Origin of the sequence: Salinigranum salinum (assembly GCF_009176545.1) — an archaeon.
Classification (GTDB): Archaea; Halobacteriota; Halobacteria; order Halobacteriales; family Haloferacaceae; genus Salinigranum; species Salinigranum salinum.
On the sequence record NZ_VTOJ01000002.1, the window covers coordinates 1,630,760 to 1,646,487 of the forward strand.

Below are 15,728 nucleotides of genomic sequence, written 5' to 3' on the forward strand. Positions count from 1 at the left end.
CGCTACCCGATCTGTCGCCGGTAGACGACCGTCTCGCCGTGGACGATCCTGAGCGCGGTCGCGTCCGAGGGCAATCCGTGGCCGAGGTGGACCGACTCGCCCGCGGTGAATCGGCCGTCGCCCCCGGCGTCGTCCGTGAACTCGGTGAAGCGAACGCGCTCGGTGCCGTCCGAGCGCTGGACGACGAGTTCGAGCGCGTCGAGCGCAACCCGGTCACCGCTCTCGTGAGTGACGACGACGTCGTCGTCGGAGACGACCACGTCGAGTTTCACCACCGGACTCTCCCGCTGTGCCTGGTCGACGACCCCGGTGAGCGCGAACGCGGTCGCACTCGCGACGACGAACGTCACCACCAGCAGGATCATGCTGGAGGCCATCGGCGTCGGTCCACCGTTGTGCCGGGTCACGCATAGAACGTTCAGTTCCGAACGGATAGTGTTTCCTACAGTAATATTTCTTTTGATAGTTGGCGCGAGGCGGAGCGCTCGCGCGGACGGGCAGCCGTCGGCCACGTCCGAAAGCGGAGCGAGGGAGCGGGCTTCGGTAGGGTTTTGCCACCGCTACGACAAGCCACGACCATGACCAGGACGTCTATCACGGCGCGCCTCGACGACCCCGAGGCCGCACGCGAGGAGGGCCGTCGGAAGATGGAGTGGGCGATGCAGCACATGCCCATCCTCGAGGCGCTCGCCGAGGAGTTCTCGGCCGAGGAGCCGCTCGAGGGACAGGTCGTGGGGATGGCGATGCACGTCGAAGCGAAGACGGCGAACCTCGTCGAACTCCTCGCAGAAGGGGGAGCCGAGGTGGCCATCACGGGCTGTAACCCCCTCTCGACGCACGACGACGTGAGCGCGGCCCTAGATGCACACTCCCACATCACGTCGTACGCCGAGCGCGGCGTCGACGACGAGGCGTACTACGCCGACATCGAGGCGGTCATCGGACACGAGCCCACGGTCACGGTCGACGACGGGATGGACATGGTCGCGGCCATCCACGAGTCCCATCCCGACCTCATCGACACCATCGTCGGCGGCTGCGAGGAGACCACGACGGGCGTCCACCGCCTGCGGGCGATGGACGCCGACGGCGAACTGAAGTACCCGGTGTTCGCCGTCAACGACACGCCGATGAAGACGCTGTTCGACAACGTCCACGGCACGGGCGAGTCCGCGCTCGCCACCATCGCCATGACGACCAACCTCTCGTGGGCGAGCAAGACGGTCGTCGTCGCCGGCTACGGCTACTGCGGGAAAGGAGTGGCACAGAAGGCGTCGGGACAGAACGCGAACGTCGTCGTCACCGAGGTCGAACCCCGACGGGCGCTGGAGGCACACATGGAGGGGTACGACGTCATGCCCATGCGAGAGGCCGCCGAAGTGGGCGACGTCTTTATTACCACCACTGGAAACCGCGACGTGATCACCCGCGAGCACTTCGAGCGCATGCGAGACGGCGTCCTGCTCGCCAACGCGGGACACTTCGACGTGGAGGTCAACCTCGACCACCTCTCCGACATGGCGGTCGACCAGTACGAGGCGCGCGACGGCGTCGAGGCGTACGAACTCGCCGACGGACGGCGGCTGAACGTCCTCGCCGAGGGGCGACTGGTGAACCTCGCCGCGCCCATCGCGCTCGGCCACCCGGTCGAGGTGATGGACCAGTCGTTCGGCGTCCAGGCCGTCTGCGTGCGCGAACTGGTCGAGAACGCCGACGCGTACGACCCGGGTGTCCACGACGTTCCCGACGAGCTGGACCGCGAGGTCGCCGAGATCAAACTCGCCGCCGAGGGCGTCGAGCACGACTCGCTCTCCGACGCACAGCGCGAATACATGGACTCCTGGGACCACGGGACTTAAGCTGATTACTCGGATCGTTCGGTTCGCGTGTGAGATGGGGCAGGAGCGCGGGACCCCCGACCGAGACTGAGGCCGCGCGGTCGCCAGGGCGACTGTGCCACAGTCCTCCCCAGCCGATTCACTCGGTCACTCCGTTCATCCACCAGAGCGACCGCGTCGCTCCGAGCCTTCACTCGCTGGTGCTCGCGAAGACCCCGCGTGTGGGTCGCGGACCGGCGTCCACGACGCCACGCGCCACCACACCGCTGCGATTCGCTTCAAAGGCGATCAGCGCGCAGGACCGAGTGACTGCAGGGAACGACTCGCACGAGGGACGAGTGACCGACGTGACGAGCGAGTCCGATGGGAGGTGTTCCTCCCTGACGTACCGGCTCCTGCAGCCAGAGCGTGGCAGAAGTCCTCACACTGTTCACTGTAACAGATTGCTGAGTAATTGAAACCGGTGTGCCGAATAGAGAGCACATATCTCGAACGGAAGCAGGTCGAGAGTATGAAAGACGGAACCGTTCCATACAGAGCAGGAATCACACGCCGTTATCACCCCCCGAAATGGGGCTGCCGGAGGTATCCTTATTAGAACGGATCATGTTACACTTTACCATGAGTGAAACCCATCTGACTCCGGATCTCGAACTAGATGGGCTCTCTCCAGAAGAGGCATTTGCCGTTCTGGGGAACGAAATCCGACTCGACATCATCCGCGTGCTCTGGCACGCGGACGCTACCCACCAGTACGACGAGGTCTCCGATATCGCCGAGACAATGTCGTTCTCGGAGCTACGGCGCCGGGTCGATCTCGTCGACAACGGCCAGTTCAACTACCACCTATCGCAGCTCTGCCCACACTTCGTCCGGCAAACCGAGGACGGGTATCGACTGAGCGGCGCCGGCAAGCAGATCGCCCGAACCGTGATCGCAGTCTCGGGGACCGGAGACATCGACTTTTCGGCGGACTTAGAAGAGAGGTGCCCTCTTTGCGACGCGCCTATGACAGTGACATACGAGGATCAGTGGCTCCGAGTCAGTTGCACCGACTGTGACGGCCAGTTCGGCGACGAGACGCCCCGAGGGTCGGTCTTCCTTTCAAACTATCCGGCTGCAACGATAGCGAATCAAACGGCCGACGAGGCGCTACGGATAGGGTTCTACCGGTGTATGCTGGATAACGCCTATCTGATGCACGGAATTTGTCGAGAGTGTGCAGGGGCCGTCTCGGCGTCCGTTTCGGTCTGTGAGGACCACCAATCGCGGGCTGGGAACCCGTGTCCCGACTGTGGAACCCGGTCACAAGTCTGGGTGGAACAGCGGTGTGACACCTGCAGATTCGCCAAGCACCTGCCGGTCGAGGTGTTCGTCATGGGTCTCACCCCCGTAATCGGGTTCCTCGATCAGCACGGGATCGACGTTCTCGCTCCATCCCTGGAAGAGATCGTTGACATCCTTCAGCACAACATCGAAACGGCTGTCACGAAGGACCCGTTCCGTGTGACGGCCACGGTCGCGAATGGCACCGATGAACTGACAGTGATGCTTGATGGAGAGATGAACCTCGTAGACGTCAAACGCTGACAGGATTACATATAATTCGACTGTTGTATCACGTACTCTAGTGAAAGGCGTTTCTCCGAATCTTGAACACGATTCCGACCGATACGAGTGAGACGCATGTACAAAGATAACCTCATCGTGGAGGGCACCAGTCACACGTACCATATATCGGAACAGAACGCACTGAACCCACAGGCCGTAGGGATGGGCAACGGGCTCTTCGAGATCATCAACAACCTGCACCCGGACGCCTACGAACTCCCGCCGGAGAAATGGTTCAAGGACGACACCGCGCAGGAACTCGCCGACCTGATGTGGCTCGAAACCGACATCGACCTCGCCCGGTTCCAGTCGACGAAGCTTACGGACTACTTCGCGGACGGGATGAACAGGCTGGATACGGGGATCGAACTACGCGAGAAGTACGGCGACTTTCGAGTGCCGTCGGTGCTGGGGAGCGTCAATCCCCTCGCCGACGATGCGCTCGAGGAGATGGAACGACAGGTCGAACAGGAGGACGTCGACGGGTTCAAGCTGTATCCTGCATTCTTCGAGGACGGTCAGACGCTCGATATGCGTTTGGACAACCCCAACGTCGGGGTACCAATCATCCAGAAGGCTGTCGAACTCGACGTGCCTCACATCGCGGTCCACAAGTCCGTCCCGTACGGGCAGACAAATTTCGAGGAGTACGACGTGGGCGACGTAGAGGATGCGGCGTCGATGTTTCCGGAGGTTACCTTCGAAGTCGTCCACGCCGGGTTGTCGTTCCTCGAGGAGACCAAGTTCCTCCTCCAGCGCTACCCGAACGTCTGGGCCAACCTCGAGATAACGACGTTCCTCGTCGCCGAGAGTCCGATGAACTTCGCAGAGGTCCTGGCTGAACTGCTGGTGTGGGGCGGGCCGGAGCAGATCATCTGGTCGACCGGCCCGACCGCGATCCATCCTCAGCCGATTATTGAGGCGTTCTGGGAGTTCCAGTTCCCCGAGACGATGCGGGAGAACGGCGTCCCGCCGCTGACCGACGAGATCAAACGGATGATTCTCGGCGAGAACGCGCTCCGCATGATGGGCAAAGACCCCGACGCGGTCAGATCGAAACTCGAGGGTATCGACGACGAGGTCGCTCGCATCCGTGCAGAACAGGAGGAACGCCCTGAGCCGTGGTCGTCGATCCGGCCCACTGGCGCCTCGGGACCGATGCAGCAGCCGAAGGCTGGACAGAAAGCAGCCGGTGATAATTGATGTTCATTAGTAGCGACAGCTCGGATCTCGAACTTCGAGTTAGGGAGCAACTGGACGAGGTCTTCGACCCCTGTAGCACGTTCACGGAGAAACCTCAGAGCATCGTCGACCTTGGGCTGGTCGATGGTGTCTCTATCGAGAACGGGGATGTAACAGTCGATCTGTTACCCACGAATCAGTTGTGCATGTACATCCCTCACATGTCAGAAGACATTAAAAACAGAGTGGGGGACATCCCGGAGGTCGACTCGATCACCGTCGAGACGGTCGCGGACAAAGTTTGGACCCAGGATCGGATGACCGACGAGGCATACGAGGAACGGGAGGCGTACTTCCAAGAGCGGGTTGAAGCCCACGAAATCACGCCAGCCTACGACGGAGCGGAGTGGTCTGATGAGACCACGAGTTATATCGGGAACGCGGAAGACTGAGAAGAGTAGTCACCCACAAACTGCAGAACGAAGCGCAGTCGTTGATTCTTTTGCCCGTATGCTGAACTCACCCTCAGTATTCAGCACACCACTTCTATCAGTTTCCGAGGGTTCTCGAAGCGAAACTGCGGAATTCTCTGACAAGCCCTCGATGTCGTCACGTCACCACTCGCTTCGACGACGGTGAGGGCGACTCGACAGCGATCACACTCATCCACCGAACAGAGTCCACGAAGCACCCAATTTAAGCCCGTCCACCGACGAGAGCGGGCAATGAGTGCGAACCGGAAGGGTGACCGGCGGGAGCGCGAGCTCGTCAACAGACTCGACGAGGCCGGCTTCGCCGTCATGCGCGCGCCGGCGTCCGGCAGCGCCACGGCCCGCGAACTCCCCGACGTCCTCGCCGGCAACGGCGACGTCTTCTACGCGATCGAGGCGAAAGCGAGCGCCGGCGACCCCATCTACCTGACGGGCGAGGAGGTCGAAGCGCTGATCTACTTCGCACAGAACTTCGGCGCCAAGGCGAGGATCGCCGTCCGGTTCGACCGCGAGGACTGGTACTTCTTCCACCCCGGCGACCTCTACGTCACCGACGGGGGCAACTACCGGGTGAAGAAGGAGACGGCGCTCGCGGAGGGCGAGGACTTCGACGAGTTCGTCGGGCGGTCGAAGCGGACGACGCTCGACGATCTAGACTGAGCGGTCACACGGTGGTGAGGAACCCCTCGACGGCGGCGGCGAGTTCCGCGCTCTTCTCCTCGGCGACGTAGTGCCCGCAGTCGTCGAGAGGGATGGTCCGGGCCCGAGGGAACGCCTCGCGCCACCGATCGAGTTCGTCGCCGAACGCCGGGTCGTCGAGCCCCCACACCACGAGCATCGGTTTCCCCGCGATGGCCTCGCGCCGCGCCCACAGGTCACCGAGCCACGCCCGCGACCCGACGAGCTCGCGCGGGAACACCCACGACCCCTTGCGGTCGGCCGGCGTCGCCAGCGGGGCGACGTACTGTCGACGGACGTCCCGCGTGAGCCGCGAGCGGTCGGCGAACGCCAGCGGGACCACGACACGGGCGAACGCGTTGAATCGGAGGATGGCCTCGCGGCCGAGTACGCCACCGAGCAGCCGGCTAAACCGCCGGACGTGCGCCGAGTCGTGTGGCCACATCCAGGAGTTGGTCACGACCACGCCGCGAACCCGGTCGGGGTGGCGCGTCGCCCAGTCGAGCCCGATCGGCCCGCCCCAGTCGTGAACGACGAGGACGACGTCGTCGAGTCCGAGGTCGTCGACGAGGCGGTCGAGGACGCGGGCGTGGTCCCGCGGGAGGTACGAGAAGTCGGCGGGTTTGTCCGAGAGACCGAATCCGAGGTGGTCGGCGGCGACGACCCGCGTCTCCGTGGCGAGCGCCGCGACGAGCTCGCGGTAGAGGAACGACCACGTCGGGTTCCCGTGGACACAGAGGAGCGTCGGCCCCGTGCGTGGTCCCTCGTCGACGTAGTGGACGCGGCCCTCGGGGAGGTCGAGGAAGTGCGACGCGAACGGGAACAGCGACCGGTCGAGCCACGGTGGATCGCCGTCGTCGGTCGTCGGACGTGCGGGAGTGAGACGCATGATCGAGAGAGGCATCCGAGCGGGTTAAATCGGCGTATCGGAGCATCGACCCAGGCTGTCGGGCCGCACGGTCGGCTCAGGCAGTCGACTCGAAGCCGACCGCCTCGCAGTCGTTCGTCCCGCCAGGTGTCCGGTCCGACGTGTCGTCCACGCCGACTCGATCCGTGGTCGTGTCGTTCTCGTCAGCGATCGTCTCGTCCGAGTCGTCCGATTCGGCGTCGGTCCGTCCGGGACGGTCCGAGAGTGTGAGCCGAGGTTCGCCCGGCAGCCGTCGGAGGCGCGACGCGGGGAAGTAGTACCGACGCCGTGGTGGGCGGTCGTCGAGGTAGACGGCCTCCACGACGGGTTCGTGCCGACCATAGTGGCGGTTGGTTTCGTAGTCGGCGACGACTCGCCCCTCGCGGGTCTCGACCGCATCCGCGCGTCGGGTCGTCGACCGGACGACGGCGAGCGCCGACCCCGTCTCGCGGTCGGTGACGACCGCGCCGGATTCGAACGTGTGGCGGGCGCACAGCTGTGGACCGGTCGCGTCGAGCGGGACGAAGGCGTCGTCGCCGCAGACGGCACAGACGGCCGGCCGTTCGTGTGGGGCGGGGATCCGTCGTTCGGTGATCTCGATGGCGACGCGTCTGAGGTGTTTGCAGCGCGCCCCACGGATCGCGTGATCGGGGCAGGTACACGTGCGGCGTTCGACGTCGACGACGTACGTCCCACCGTCTGTCTCGACGACGTACCGGCGGTCACGGAGCGGGCGGACGGTCATCGGCTCGGTGCGGGCGCGACGGGCGCGTCCCGTGGCGTCGGCGGCTGGCAGTCGCGTGTGCTGTGACGCGGGTGTGTGTGCAGGGTGCGTCATGATACGAGCGCGTGGTCGGAGACCACGTCCTCGTATTCTCGTAGGGGCTGCACGGTCCTAAGGCTTCTTCTCGTCGCACGAGGACGTGAACCCGGAAGCGAGAGAACGACGGTTCGCCCCCGCTTCGAAGCACTTTTCAGAACGTCGGAGGAAGCGACAGCAGACAATGGCTCTCGAAGCGGAGATGCGTCGGAAAATCGTCGTCTCCATCGTCACCGTCGCCGTCTTCATCGGCATCATCATCGGGATCGGCGTCACGTTTCACGACGGTGGGCTCGGGAGCACCGGCGGTCTCGCGCTCATCGGGAGCATCGTCCTGTTCGTCCTGTTGATGGCCGGCGTCGGTGTCTTCCTCTCGCAGTAGTCGGTCTCGGCTGCGATCAGACACGGACCACGACCCCTCGTGACGGCTACGTCGGCGGGTTCCCGGTCGTGTCGGCGTCTCCGTCGGTCGTGTCGGCGTCTCCGTCGGTCGTGTCGGCATCTCCGTCGGTCGTGCCGACGTCTCCGTCGGCCGCCTCCAGTTCTGCATCGGCATCCCTCCTCTCGGCGGTTCCGACGTCTGCTGCGTCGTCCGTGCCCGACCGCTGGCTCGACAGCCGGGTAGCCGAAGCCGACTCGACCGCGTCGCCGTAGTACGCAAGCGGATGAGTGATCCGATCGCACCGCTCGTCGCGGTTCACGCAGTCGCCGTACGCCTGCATCGTCGCACACGACGGTGAGGGGTACTGCGTCCCCTCCCGGTCGCGGAGGAACTCGACCTGTCTCGCCGTCGTCTCGGGATCGAGCCTCGTCATCGATGCCACCGTCTCGGCGTCGAGGTCGAGTGCGACGAGAAACGACGTGAGTGCGAACCGCGACGCCGGCGGGAGCTCCTCGCCGTCCCGGGCGCGACTGACGAGCGCGGTCACACACGGCGGGAACAGCGATGGTTCGACGACGTCGGGACCCGACGCGGGAGCGTGTCCCGCCGAGAGGAGCCGTCTGACGGACGCGACGGTCGGTTCGAGCGCCGCCGCGAGGTCGGGGTTGCGCCCGCGAACGTCGAACGGGAGCCCGTCGGCGACCCGTCTGCGGACCGCCTCCTCGACGAGTCGGTCGAGCGCCGACCGGCGGACGCGGACCTCTCCCTGTGCCACCTCGCGGTTGACGAGTCGCCACTCGTCGCCCCAGTCGGGATCGGCGAGGGTGAGATACGTCGAGAGTGGAAGACGGAACCAGTCCCCCTCGCGCCCTCGTGCCCGATCACGACGTTCGGGGACGGCGTCGATCTCGAACTCCTCGAGCACCTCCTGTCGGGTGACGCTGACACGTTCGACGCTCCGCAGTCCGCCGTCGTCGGTCTCGAAGTCCGTCTCGAACCGGTCGGCCGCTGTCGCCGCCTCCGCCGCCGCGTACTTCTCGACGGCCGCGCCGTCGTCCAGCAGCGAGACCAGGATGCGGGCGATGGGATACGAGAGCAGTTCGTCGCGGGGGTCCCACCGATCCGGCTCCTCGGCTGCCGTCCGCCCACGAGTGAGTGCCCGTTCGACCCGCTCGCGCGCCCGCTCGACCGCCGGTGCTTCACGCGCGACGAGTTCCGTCAGCGAGAGATCCGCCTCTCGGACGGCCTCTCTGGCCGCGCTGAAGAACGGGTATCGCGCGTGACGAACCGCCGGTGGCATCTGCTACGGGTTGCGGGTCGTGCCGAATAAACACGGCGGTCCGAGGGTTTGACGCTCGGCCGGAGTCGCGAGACGAGAGTGTGGCGGGGCGGGACACACCGCCAGATGGGACACGGACGGGAGAGGTGTCGGGAACGCGAGCGACCGAACACTCAAGTACGAAACCGCAGCCACGCAGTGTCGTGGTGTAGACACCACCGGGAGACGACTCGCGGTCGTGCGGTACACCGTCTCCCGGCATCGACGTACCGCCTGTCCGCCACCTCGACACCGGAGACAGGGACGGCGACGACCACGGAGCATATTACCAGCCGACGTCTACCGGAGGTCGTGCCGCGCTTCAGCTACCCCTGTCCCGACTGTCGGAGCACCAACAGTCTCCACGGCACCGACTGCCGGTTCGAGGGGACGCCGTGGGCCGACGTGGAGCGCGCGTACGTCGACCTCCTCGCGCGGCTGTCTGCGTCGCCGCTCCGCGAGGACAGCCTCCGCGACGCCGTCGACTGGTCGGCGCTGCACGAGGCGGCGCTCCGCCAGCTGAAACACGAGGACCGGCTCACGGAGCGCAACGGGGTGCTTCGCCTCAGGACGGCCGAGGAGTATCGCGAGGAGGTCTCCGAACCGACGGTCGAACCGCTCCGAACCATCTACCAGTACGGCTCTGTCCCCGGCTGTCACGACAACGCTGTGTTCGCGATGATCGCCTGGTACGAGATGGTGGGGCTCTCGTGGGCCGAGACGAAGGAGAACGTCGTCGCCTGGCTCGAAGAGACCGGGACGTGGGACCGCGGGGGGTTCGAGGAAGCCTCGCCCGGGGAACTCGTCGAGAAGAAGCGCCACGTCTACGAAGCGGGCTACGGCTGGAAGGAGAAGGCGCAGTCGGCGAAGCGGGTCATCGATCGGAGTCTGTGACGGATTTTATTCCCCAGCCTCTTCACCGACCCACCCGCACCGGTCGTCGTATCTGTCACAGCTGTGAACGAGCACGTTCCACGGGTCGCTGACGGTCTCGCCGGGTATGTAGTGGACCTCCACTGCGACACAGCCGGACGATTTCTCTGCCTCCTCGCGAAGGTCGGCGGTCTGTTCACGACGGTCGACCCTGTTCCACTCCCCACCGTCGACCCGTGCGTGGACCGCGTACATCCCGGCGACGGCCCCCCACGTGCAGTCGGCGAGAGCTCCCGGGATCCGGCCTTCGGTGGCCTGTTCGACCCTGTGTGACGACTCGTGGACGGTCGTGTCGTCGCGCTCGACGCGGAGGTCGAAGGTGTGTGCCGCGGTCTCGTCGTGGTTGCTCACCGAGAGCCGGCCGAGCGTCGTCGCCGGTTCGAAAACTGCGCCGTCGAGACAGCCTGCGAGGTTGGCGGCCCCGACTGCACCGAAAGAACCGAGGAGGGCACGACGGTTCATGCGGTAGCTGTGGCAGAACCCGGTAAATGTCTTGTGACCCGACAGTCAGTTCGGAGAAAGCATTAGGCCCGCTGGGTGCGCCGTGAGTATATGAGCGGACCCGAAGCCGCCACCGCGTCCGACGCCACGTCCACCGTCGTCCCTCGCCGTCGGGCACTGGCGACCGTGATCTTCGTCGTCTTCCTCGACCTCGTCGGCTTCGGTATCGTCATCCCGATCCTCCCGTTTTACGTCCGGAGCTTCGGCGTCAGCGACGTGTTCATCGGCCTCCTGGCAGCGTCGTACTCGCTCATGCAGTTCGTCTTCGCTCCGCTCCTGGGGAGGCTCTCCGACGCGCGCGGACGTCGGCCAGTACTCATGCTCTCGCTCGCGGGGAGCGTCGTCGCCTGGACCGTCTTCGGTCTCGCCGGGGAGGTGCTGGCACTCTCTGGGCTCGTCGCGGGCGTCGCCACGCTGTTCGCCTCACGGATGCTCGCCGGGGCGATGGGTGGCAACATCGCGACCGCCCAGGCGTACGTCGCGGACGTGACGCCGGTCGACCGACGCGCCGCCTCGCTCGGTCTCATCGGTGCCGCCTTCAGCCTCGGCTTCATCTTCGGCCCCGCCCTGGGGGGTGTACTCGCCAGCGACACGGTCGTCGCCGCCGCCCGGAACCTGCTCCCTGCGGTCGTCCCCGCGACCCGGTTCTCGCTGCCGTCGTTCGGTGCCGCGACGCTGAGCCTCCTCGCCCTGCTCTCGGCGGCGCTGTTCCTCCCCGAACCCGAGCGGAGCCGCGGGCCCGCCCAGCGGGTGACGCTCGTCAGCGGGTTCGTCGAGGCGCTCTCCGACCATCGACTCCGGGGTCTCGTCGGCTCGTTCTTCCTGCTCTCGCTCGCCTTCTCCGGCGTGCAAGTGATGTTCATCCCCTTCGCGGCCGACGTCTACGGCTACGACGCCACCCAGACCGCGTTCTTCCTCACCTACATCGGCTTCCTCGGCGCGCTCAACCAGGGCGTCCTCGTCGGGCGGCTCTCCGCGCGCTACGCCGAATCGCGCCTCGCGGTCGTCGGCGCGCTCGTGCTCCTCGTCGCGCTGACGCTCCTGCCGTTCTCGCCGGACGTCGGCCGCCTCCTCCCACCGATGGGGGGACCGGCGTGGTTCACCCGCGAACTGTTCGTGCTCCTCGTCGACGGGGCGCTCCTGTCGTTCGGCAACAGCCTGCTGAACGTCTCGCTCTCGACGCTGGTCTCGACGACCGCGAGTGCCGACCGACAGGGCAACGCGTTCGGCGTCACCCAGGGTGCGGGGAGTCTGGGTCGCACGGTCGGGCCGCCCGCGATGGCCGTCCTCTACGTCGCCGGCTTCTGGTGGCCGTTCGTGATCGGCGCCGTGCTCCTCGCCCCCATCGTCTTCATTCTTGCACGGGCCGCCGTCGACGCTACCCCCGGGATCTCCGTCTGACGCGGCCGATCGCGGAATCTCCGGGTGGCACCGGCGTCGAGGCCACCAGTTCCGTCGGTGGGGACGCGGAAAAGTAGTATTTATTGATAGTCAGTATAGAGAATATTTTTGGCCGTGGAGATCGTTCGTCGAGTATGGGACCGAGCGCCTCGCCGCTGGTCTTCGGCTCGCTGGTCGCCGGCGGGACCTCGCTCGCACTCGCCACGTACGCGTGGTACGGGCGGGACGAGCCCGGAGCCACATCGTTCGCGCTCCTGATGGCGGGGGCGACGGTCTGGTCGCTCTCGTACGCGATCGCGCTCGCGACCTTCGACCCGACGCTCAGACTCGCGTTCGAGGTGCCGATCGAGGTCGGCAAGGCGCTCATCGCCCCTGCGTGGCTGGCGTTCGCGCTCGGCTACACCGGCCGGTCGTCGTATCTCTCGCGCCGGACTATCGCCGTCATCGGGCTCGTGCCGGTCGCCACGCTCCTCTTCGTCGCGCTCCCGTCGCTCCGTTCGCTCATGTGGACCGGATACCGGGTCGTGCCGACGCTCGGCGCGGCCACCGTCGTCTACGACCCCGGCCCCTGGCACTTCGTCCACGCGGTGTACGGCTACGTCCTCGTCGGGGTCGGGATGGCGCTGCTCGTCGGCACACTCGTCTCCAGCGGCTCGCTGTACCGCGACCAGACGGTCGCGCTGGTCGTCGGCTCGGCGGTCCCGACGGTCGCCCACGTCAAGCGGACGTTCGGGCTCGGCCCACTTGCGCCCGTCGACTTCACACCGATGGCGCTCGCCGTGATGGGGCTGACATTCGGCTACGCGCTCTTCCGGTTCGAGCTGTTCGACCTCGCGCCGGCGACCAGCTACCGGGGTCGACAGGCGGCCGTCGACGACCTCGGCGTCGGCGTCGCCATCGTCACCACCGACGACCGGATCGTCGAACTCAACGCCGAGGCCGAACGGCTGTTCGGGGACGCCGACGCCTTCGTCGGCGAACCGCTCTCGGAGCTGGTGCCCGCCCACGCGGTCGACGGGGGAACGTTCGACCGCGTGGTCGACGGCCACCGCCGGACGCTGGAGGTCGTCCCCGCCGCCGTCGACGACGCCCACGACCGCGCCATCGGGCGGACGATCGCGTTCCACGACGTGACCGACCGCGAATCCCGGCGACAGCGACTCGAGGTGCTCAACCGCGTCCTCCGGCACAACCTCCGCAACGAGATGACCGTCGTGATGGGGTACGCAGACGTGCTCGCGGAGTCGCTCCCGGACGACGAGGCCCGACTCGCACGCACGATCGAGGACCGGTCCGCGGCGCTCGCCGACCTCGGGGAGAAGGCCCGGGACCTCGAATCGATGATGAAGTCAGCCGACGAGGTGTCCTCGACGGTCGTCCTCGCCGACGTCGTCGGCGACGTCGTGGCCGACGTCGAAACGGACTTCGAGGCCGGCGACACCACGGGGAGCGAGACCGACCCGGCACCCACGCCCGACTTCGAGACGGACGTCCCGTCGGCGCTGACCGTCGAGACGAACGAGCGGGTGCTCCGGGCCGTGCTCTCGACGGTCGTGGAGAACGCCGTCGAACACAACGACGACCCCGAACCGTGGGTCGGCATCTCCGCACGCGCCGCCGCGACGGACGGGGGCGTCACGGCCGGTGACGAAGTCGTCGTCGAAGTGCGTGACGACGGTCCCGGTATCCCCGACCACGAACTCGCCGTCGTCGACGAGGGCGAGGAGACCCCACTGAATCACGGCAGCGGGCTGGGCCTGTGGATCCTCCAGTGGGGGAGCCGGTGGCTGGGAGCCGACGTCGACGTCGAGACGGGCAACGCCGACGCCGAGACGGACGACGGACGTGGAACGACCGTTCGGCTCCGGCTCTGAGGCGGTGGTCGGTCGGGACCGCTCGGGAGCGAGAATGGTCCTCACGGACGATCGGGCGCGAGAATGGCCCGCACGGACGACCGGGATCGCTCAGTCGTCGGAGCCGTCCGAGTCGCGACCGAGCAGCTCCTCGACGCCGTCGACCGGGACGCTGTAGCCTTCGTCCCGCCACGTCGCCAGGGCGTCGTCGGCCGTCCCGACCGAGAGCACCTCGCGCTCGACGGCGCGTGCCACGAGGCCGAGCGAGCCCGTGACGGGGACCCCGTAACTGTCGGCGACGCGGCGGACGTCGCGGTCGTCCGTCGCCAGCGGCACGCCCGCAGCCAGTGCCTGATACAGCACCGAGGCCTCACCGAGCGACAGACGGTCGAGCAGTTCGGGTTTCCGCTGGCGGACGAGCGAGCCCGCGACGGCGATCCCCGGCGTCCCGGCGTCGGAGTCGAGAGGGTCGCGCAGCGCCGCCAGCGCCCGTCCCGCGGCGTCGTCTCCGGCCGCGAGACTCGCGTCGAGATCCGCCCGGACCGCGTAGGAGGTCCGCGGGTTGTCGACCGTCGACGGGGCGGCGTCCACGAGGTCGACGCTCGCGAGCGTCGTGAGAACCGTCGCATCGAGGTAGAGCCGGTCGTACGAGTCGGTCGACCGGGGTGTCGACGTGGGGCTCATCTGACCGCCCGGGCGACGTCGAGTTCGTCCGCGGCCCGCTCCTCGTCTTCGGGTCCGACGCGGAGGTCGACACTGGACGCCCGGAGCGTCGACCGCATCTCGAACCGGGACAGCCCCGCCCGTTCGGCCGCCTGCCCCATCGTCAGCTCGCCCAGCGCGTACTGACCGACGGCAGCCGCGAGCCGCTCGTCCGTCTCCGTCGACAACGAGTCTGACATTCTTTGAGGCGTATACGCGCCCCGAGCTTGAAAGTACGGTTCGGAGCGCCGCGCGACGGGGTGCGGCGGGCCGTAGCGTGCGCGGTCGTCTCCGCGCGCCTCAGTCGCTCTGGATACGCGGGGCGAGCATGTAGGTGATCTGTCCCTGTCCCTCGGCGATCTGGTAGTGGAGCTTGACGGGGAACTCCTCGCCGAGCTCGACCGTCACCTCCGCGTCCTTCGGGATGGCCTTGTTCATGTCCTTCAGGTAGTCGAGGGAGAACAGCGAGCTGGCCGGTCCCGCGGCGAGAGAGATGAGGTCGCTCTCCGTGAGCGTGAGGTCGACGTCGTCGGTGTCGCCCTCGGCCTCGATGTGGAACGTCTTCTCCTCCTCGTCGACGCGGAGGGAGATGTGGTCCGACACCATGTCCGCGGCCTTGATCCCACGGTCGAGCTGCTGTCCCTCCAGGACGATGCTGGCGGGAAGGTCGAGGTCGGGGATGTCCGGCTCTTTCCTGATGGAGTCGGGGTCGATGAGCGCCAGCGTGTACGAGAGGCGCGAGTCGGACGTGTCGATCTGGATGTGGAGCTTCCGCGTCTCCTCGTTGAGTTCGAGGTGGACCAGGTCGTCCGCGTTCGCCATCTTCGCGATCTCTTCGAGCCGCTTGAGATTCACGCCGATGACGCCGCCGTCGGCCTCGTACGACTCGAACGCTGCGGCCTCCAAGAGCAGATCGACCATCCCCACGTTGGCGGGGTCGACCGCACGAATAGCGAGTCCGTCGTCGTTCAACCGGATCTTGCACTCCTCGACGAGGACGCTCACCGAGTCGAGGGCGTCCCGGAGCGTCGCGGCGCTCACGATGGCGTTGAACATGTGGGTTCAGGTACGACAGCGGACTTAAAAATACTCCTGATTCACGTCCCCGCAC

16 protein-coding genes and 1 pseudogene are annotated in these 15,728 nt (G+C 66.5%); 9 read left to right on the plus strand and 8 right to left on the minus strand.

Features of this window, described 5'->3' with window-relative positions; genetic code table 11:
• Positions 1 to 2 precede the first annotated feature (2 nt).
• Complete coding sequence (locus FZP69_RS19250) at positions 3 to 377, minus strand: type IV pilin (RefSeq protein ID WP_192918657.1); 375 nt, start codon at positions 375 to 377, stop codon at positions 3 to 5.
• Positions 378 to 578: 201 nt separating this feature from the next.
• Here FZP69_RS19250 and FZP69_RS19255 point away from each other — a divergent pair, with 201 nt between their 5' ends.
• From FZP69_RS19255 to hjc, 5 genes are all read left to right on the plus strand, one after another.
• Entirely contained in the window at positions 579 to 1,859 is a 1,281-nt protein-coding gene (locus FZP69_RS19255; protein ID WP_152042975.1) for an adenosylhomocysteinase, read from the plus strand.
• A 600-nt stretch (positions 1,860 to 2,459) separates the two neighbouring features.
• A complete protein-coding gene (locus tag FZP69_RS19260) occupies positions 2,460 to 3,428 on the plus strand; it encodes a DUF7351 domain-containing protein (protein ID WP_152042976.1) in 969 nt (322 codons plus the stop codon).
• A 96-nt stretch (positions 3,429 to 3,524) separates the two neighbouring features.
• The gene (locus FZP69_RS19265) at positions 3,525 to 4,652 is read left to right on the plus strand and encodes an amidohydrolase family protein (RefSeq protein WP_152042977.1); all 1,128 of its coding nucleotides are present in this window, start codon (positions 3,525 to 3,527) and stop codon (positions 4,650 to 4,652) included.
• On the plus strand, positions 4,652 to 5,083 hold the full coding sequence (locus FZP69_RS19270; RefSeq protein ID WP_152042978.1) for a metal-sulfur cluster assembly factor: 432 nt from the start codon (positions 4,652 to 4,654) through the stop codon (positions 5,081 to 5,083). Before FZP69_RS19265 ends, FZP69_RS19270 begins: the two co-directional genes overlap by 1 nt.
• Positions 5,084 to 5,356: 273 nt before the next feature.
• Positions 5,357 to 5,782, plus strand: a complete 426-nt coding sequence (hjc, locus tag FZP69_RS19275) for a Holliday junction resolvase Hjc (RefSeq protein WP_152042979.1) — start codon at positions 5,357 to 5,359, stop codon at positions 5,780 to 5,782.
• Between the two features lie 4 nt (positions 5,783 to 5,786).
• On the opposite strand, the gene FZP69_RS19280 is transcribed toward hjc, so the two are convergent.
• Together FZP69_RS19280 and FZP69_RS19285 are read right to left on the minus strand one after the other, a co-directional pair.
• Positions 5,787 to 6,689 carry an alpha/beta fold hydrolase gene (locus FZP69_RS19280; RefSeq protein ID WP_152042980.1) on the minus strand — a complete coding sequence of 301 codons (903 nt, stop codon included), beginning with the start codon at positions 6,687 to 6,689 and terminating at the stop codon, positions 5,787 to 5,789.
• A 265-nt stretch (positions 6,690 to 6,954) separates the two neighbouring features.
• Positions 6,955 to 7,545, minus strand: a pseudogene (locus FZP69_RS19285) (SWIM zinc finger family protein); the annotation flags it as partial.
• Positions 7,546 to 7,711: 166 nt separating this feature from the next.
• Between FZP69_RS19285 and FZP69_RS19290 the strand changes: the two are divergent.
• A complete protein-coding gene (locus FZP69_RS19290; RefSeq protein WP_152042982.1) occupies positions 7,712 to 7,909 on the plus strand; it encodes a DUF7472 family protein in 198 nt (65 codons plus the stop codon).
• A 46-nt stretch (positions 7,910 to 7,955) separates the two neighbouring features.
• Here the strand turns inward: FZP69_RS19290 and FZP69_RS19295 are convergent, their stop codons facing one another.
• Positions 7,956 to 9,209: a DNA primase gene (locus tag FZP69_RS19295; RefSeq protein WP_152042983.1), complete on the minus strand. Its 1,254-nt coding sequence runs from the start codon at positions 9,207 to 9,209 to the stop codon at positions 7,956 to 7,958.
• Between the two features lie 330 nt (positions 9,210 to 9,539).
• On the opposite strand from FZP69_RS19295, the gene FZP69_RS19300 reads away from it, so the two are divergent.
• A complete protein-coding gene (locus FZP69_RS19300) occupies positions 9,540 to 10,121 on the plus strand; it encodes a DUF7474 family protein (RefSeq protein WP_152042984.1) in 582 nt (193 codons plus the stop codon).
• A gap of 6 nt (positions 10,122 to 10,127) precedes the next feature.
• On the opposite strand, the gene FZP69_RS19305 is transcribed toward FZP69_RS19300, so the two are convergent.
• On the minus strand, positions 10,128 to 10,622 hold the full coding sequence (locus FZP69_RS19305) for a hypothetical protein (RefSeq protein ID WP_152042985.1): 495 nt from the start codon (positions 10,620 to 10,622) through the stop codon (positions 10,128 to 10,130).
• Between the two features lie 90 nt (positions 10,623 to 10,712).
• On the opposite strand from FZP69_RS19305, the gene FZP69_RS19310 reads away from it, so the two are divergent.
• Positions 10,713 to 12,062 (plus strand): MFS transporter, encoded by a 1,350-nt coding sequence (locus tag FZP69_RS19310; protein ID WP_152042986.1) that lies wholly within the window; start codon positions 10,713 to 10,715, stop codon positions 12,060 to 12,062.
• Between the two features lie 134 nt (positions 12,063 to 12,196).
• Positions 12,197 to 13,936, plus strand: coding sequence for a histidine kinase N-terminal 7TM domain-containing protein (locus FZP69_RS19315; RefSeq protein ID WP_152042987.1), 1,740 nt, complete (start codon positions 12,197 to 12,199; stop codon positions 13,934 to 13,936).
• Between the two features lie 90 nt (positions 13,937 to 14,026).
• On the opposite strand, the gene FZP69_RS19320 is transcribed toward FZP69_RS19315, so the two are convergent.
• The 3 genes from FZP69_RS19320 to pcn form a co-directional block, all read right to left on the minus strand.
• Positions 14,027 to 14,599: a hypothetical protein gene (locus FZP69_RS19320; RefSeq protein WP_152042988.1), complete on the minus strand. Its 573-nt coding sequence runs from the start codon at positions 14,597 to 14,599 to the stop codon at positions 14,027 to 14,029.
• Entirely contained in the window at positions 14,596 to 14,817 is a 222-nt protein-coding gene (locus tag FZP69_RS19325) for a UPF0175 family protein (RefSeq protein WP_152042989.1), read from the minus strand. The genes FZP69_RS19320 and FZP69_RS19325 overlap by 4 nt, the downstream gene beginning before the upstream one ends.
• A gap of 100 nt (positions 14,818 to 14,917) precedes the next feature.
• Positions 14,918 to 15,673 (minus strand): proliferating cell nuclear antigen (pcna), encoded by a 756-nt coding sequence (gene pcn / locus FZP69_RS19330; RefSeq protein ID WP_152042990.1) that lies wholly within the window; start codon positions 15,671 to 15,673, stop codon positions 14,918 to 14,920.
• Positions 15,674 to 15,728 lie beyond the last annotated feature (55 nt).

What these genes read in the sequence shown, in the direction of transcription:
- FZP69_RS19250 (WP_192918657.1), bottom strand. Translation starts at nt 377, where the DNA reads ATGGCCTCCAGCATGATCCTGCTGGTGGTGACGTTCGTCGTCGCGAGT.
- FZP69_RS19255 (WP_152042975.1), top strand. Translation starts at nt 579, where the DNA reads ATGACCAGGACGTCTATCACGGCGCGCCTCGACGACCCCGAGGCCGCA.
- FZP69_RS19260 (WP_152042976.1), top strand. Translation starts at nt 2,460, where the DNA reads ATGAGTGAAACCCATCTGACTCCGGATCTCGAACTAGATGGGCTCTCT.
- FZP69_RS19265 (WP_152042977.1), top strand. Translation starts at nt 3,525, where the DNA reads ATGTACAAAGATAACCTCATCGTGGAGGGCACCAGTCACACGTACCAT.
- FZP69_RS19270 (WP_152042978.1), top strand. Translation starts at nt 4,652, where the DNA reads ATGTTCATTAGTAGCGACAGCTCGGATCTCGAACTTCGAGTTAGGGAG.
- hjc (WP_152042979.1), top strand. Translation starts at nt 5,357, where the DNA reads ATGAGTGCGAACCGGAAGGGTGACCGGCGGGAGCGCGAGCTCGTCAAC.
- FZP69_RS19280 (WP_152042980.1), bottom strand. Translation starts at nt 6,689, where the DNA reads ATGCGTCTCACTCCCGCACGTCCGACGACCGACGACGGCGATCCACCG.
- FZP69_RS19290 (WP_152042982.1), top strand. Translation starts at nt 7,712, where the DNA reads ATGGCTCTCGAAGCGGAGATGCGTCGGAAAATCGTCGTCTCCATCGTC.
- FZP69_RS19295 (WP_152042983.1), bottom strand. Translation starts at nt 9,209, where the DNA reads ATGCCACCGGCGGTTCGTCACGCGCGATACCCGTTCTTCAGCGCGGCC.
- FZP69_RS19305 (WP_152042985.1), bottom strand. Translation starts at nt 10,622, where the DNA reads ATGAACCGTCGTGCCCTCCTCGGTTCTTTCGGTGCAGTCGGGGCCGCC.
- FZP69_RS19310 (WP_152042986.1), top strand. Translation starts at nt 10,713, where the DNA reads ATGAGCGGACCCGAAGCCGCCACCGCGTCCGACGCCACGTCCACCGTC.
- FZP69_RS19315 (WP_152042987.1), top strand. Translation starts at nt 12,197, where the DNA reads ATGGGACCGAGCGCCTCGCCGCTGGTCTTCGGCTCGCTGGTCGCCGGC.
- FZP69_RS19320 (WP_152042988.1), bottom strand. Translation starts at nt 14,599, where the DNA reads ATGAGCCCCACGTCGACACCCCGGTCGACCGACTCGTACGACCGGCTC.
- FZP69_RS19325 (WP_152042989.1), bottom strand. Translation starts at nt 14,817, where the DNA reads ATGTCAGACTCGTTGTCGACGGAGACGGACGAGCGGCTCGCGGCTGCC.
- pcn (WP_152042990.1), bottom strand. Translation starts at nt 15,673, where the DNA reads ATGTTCAACGCCATCGTGAGCGCCGCGACGCTCCGGGACGCCCTCGAC.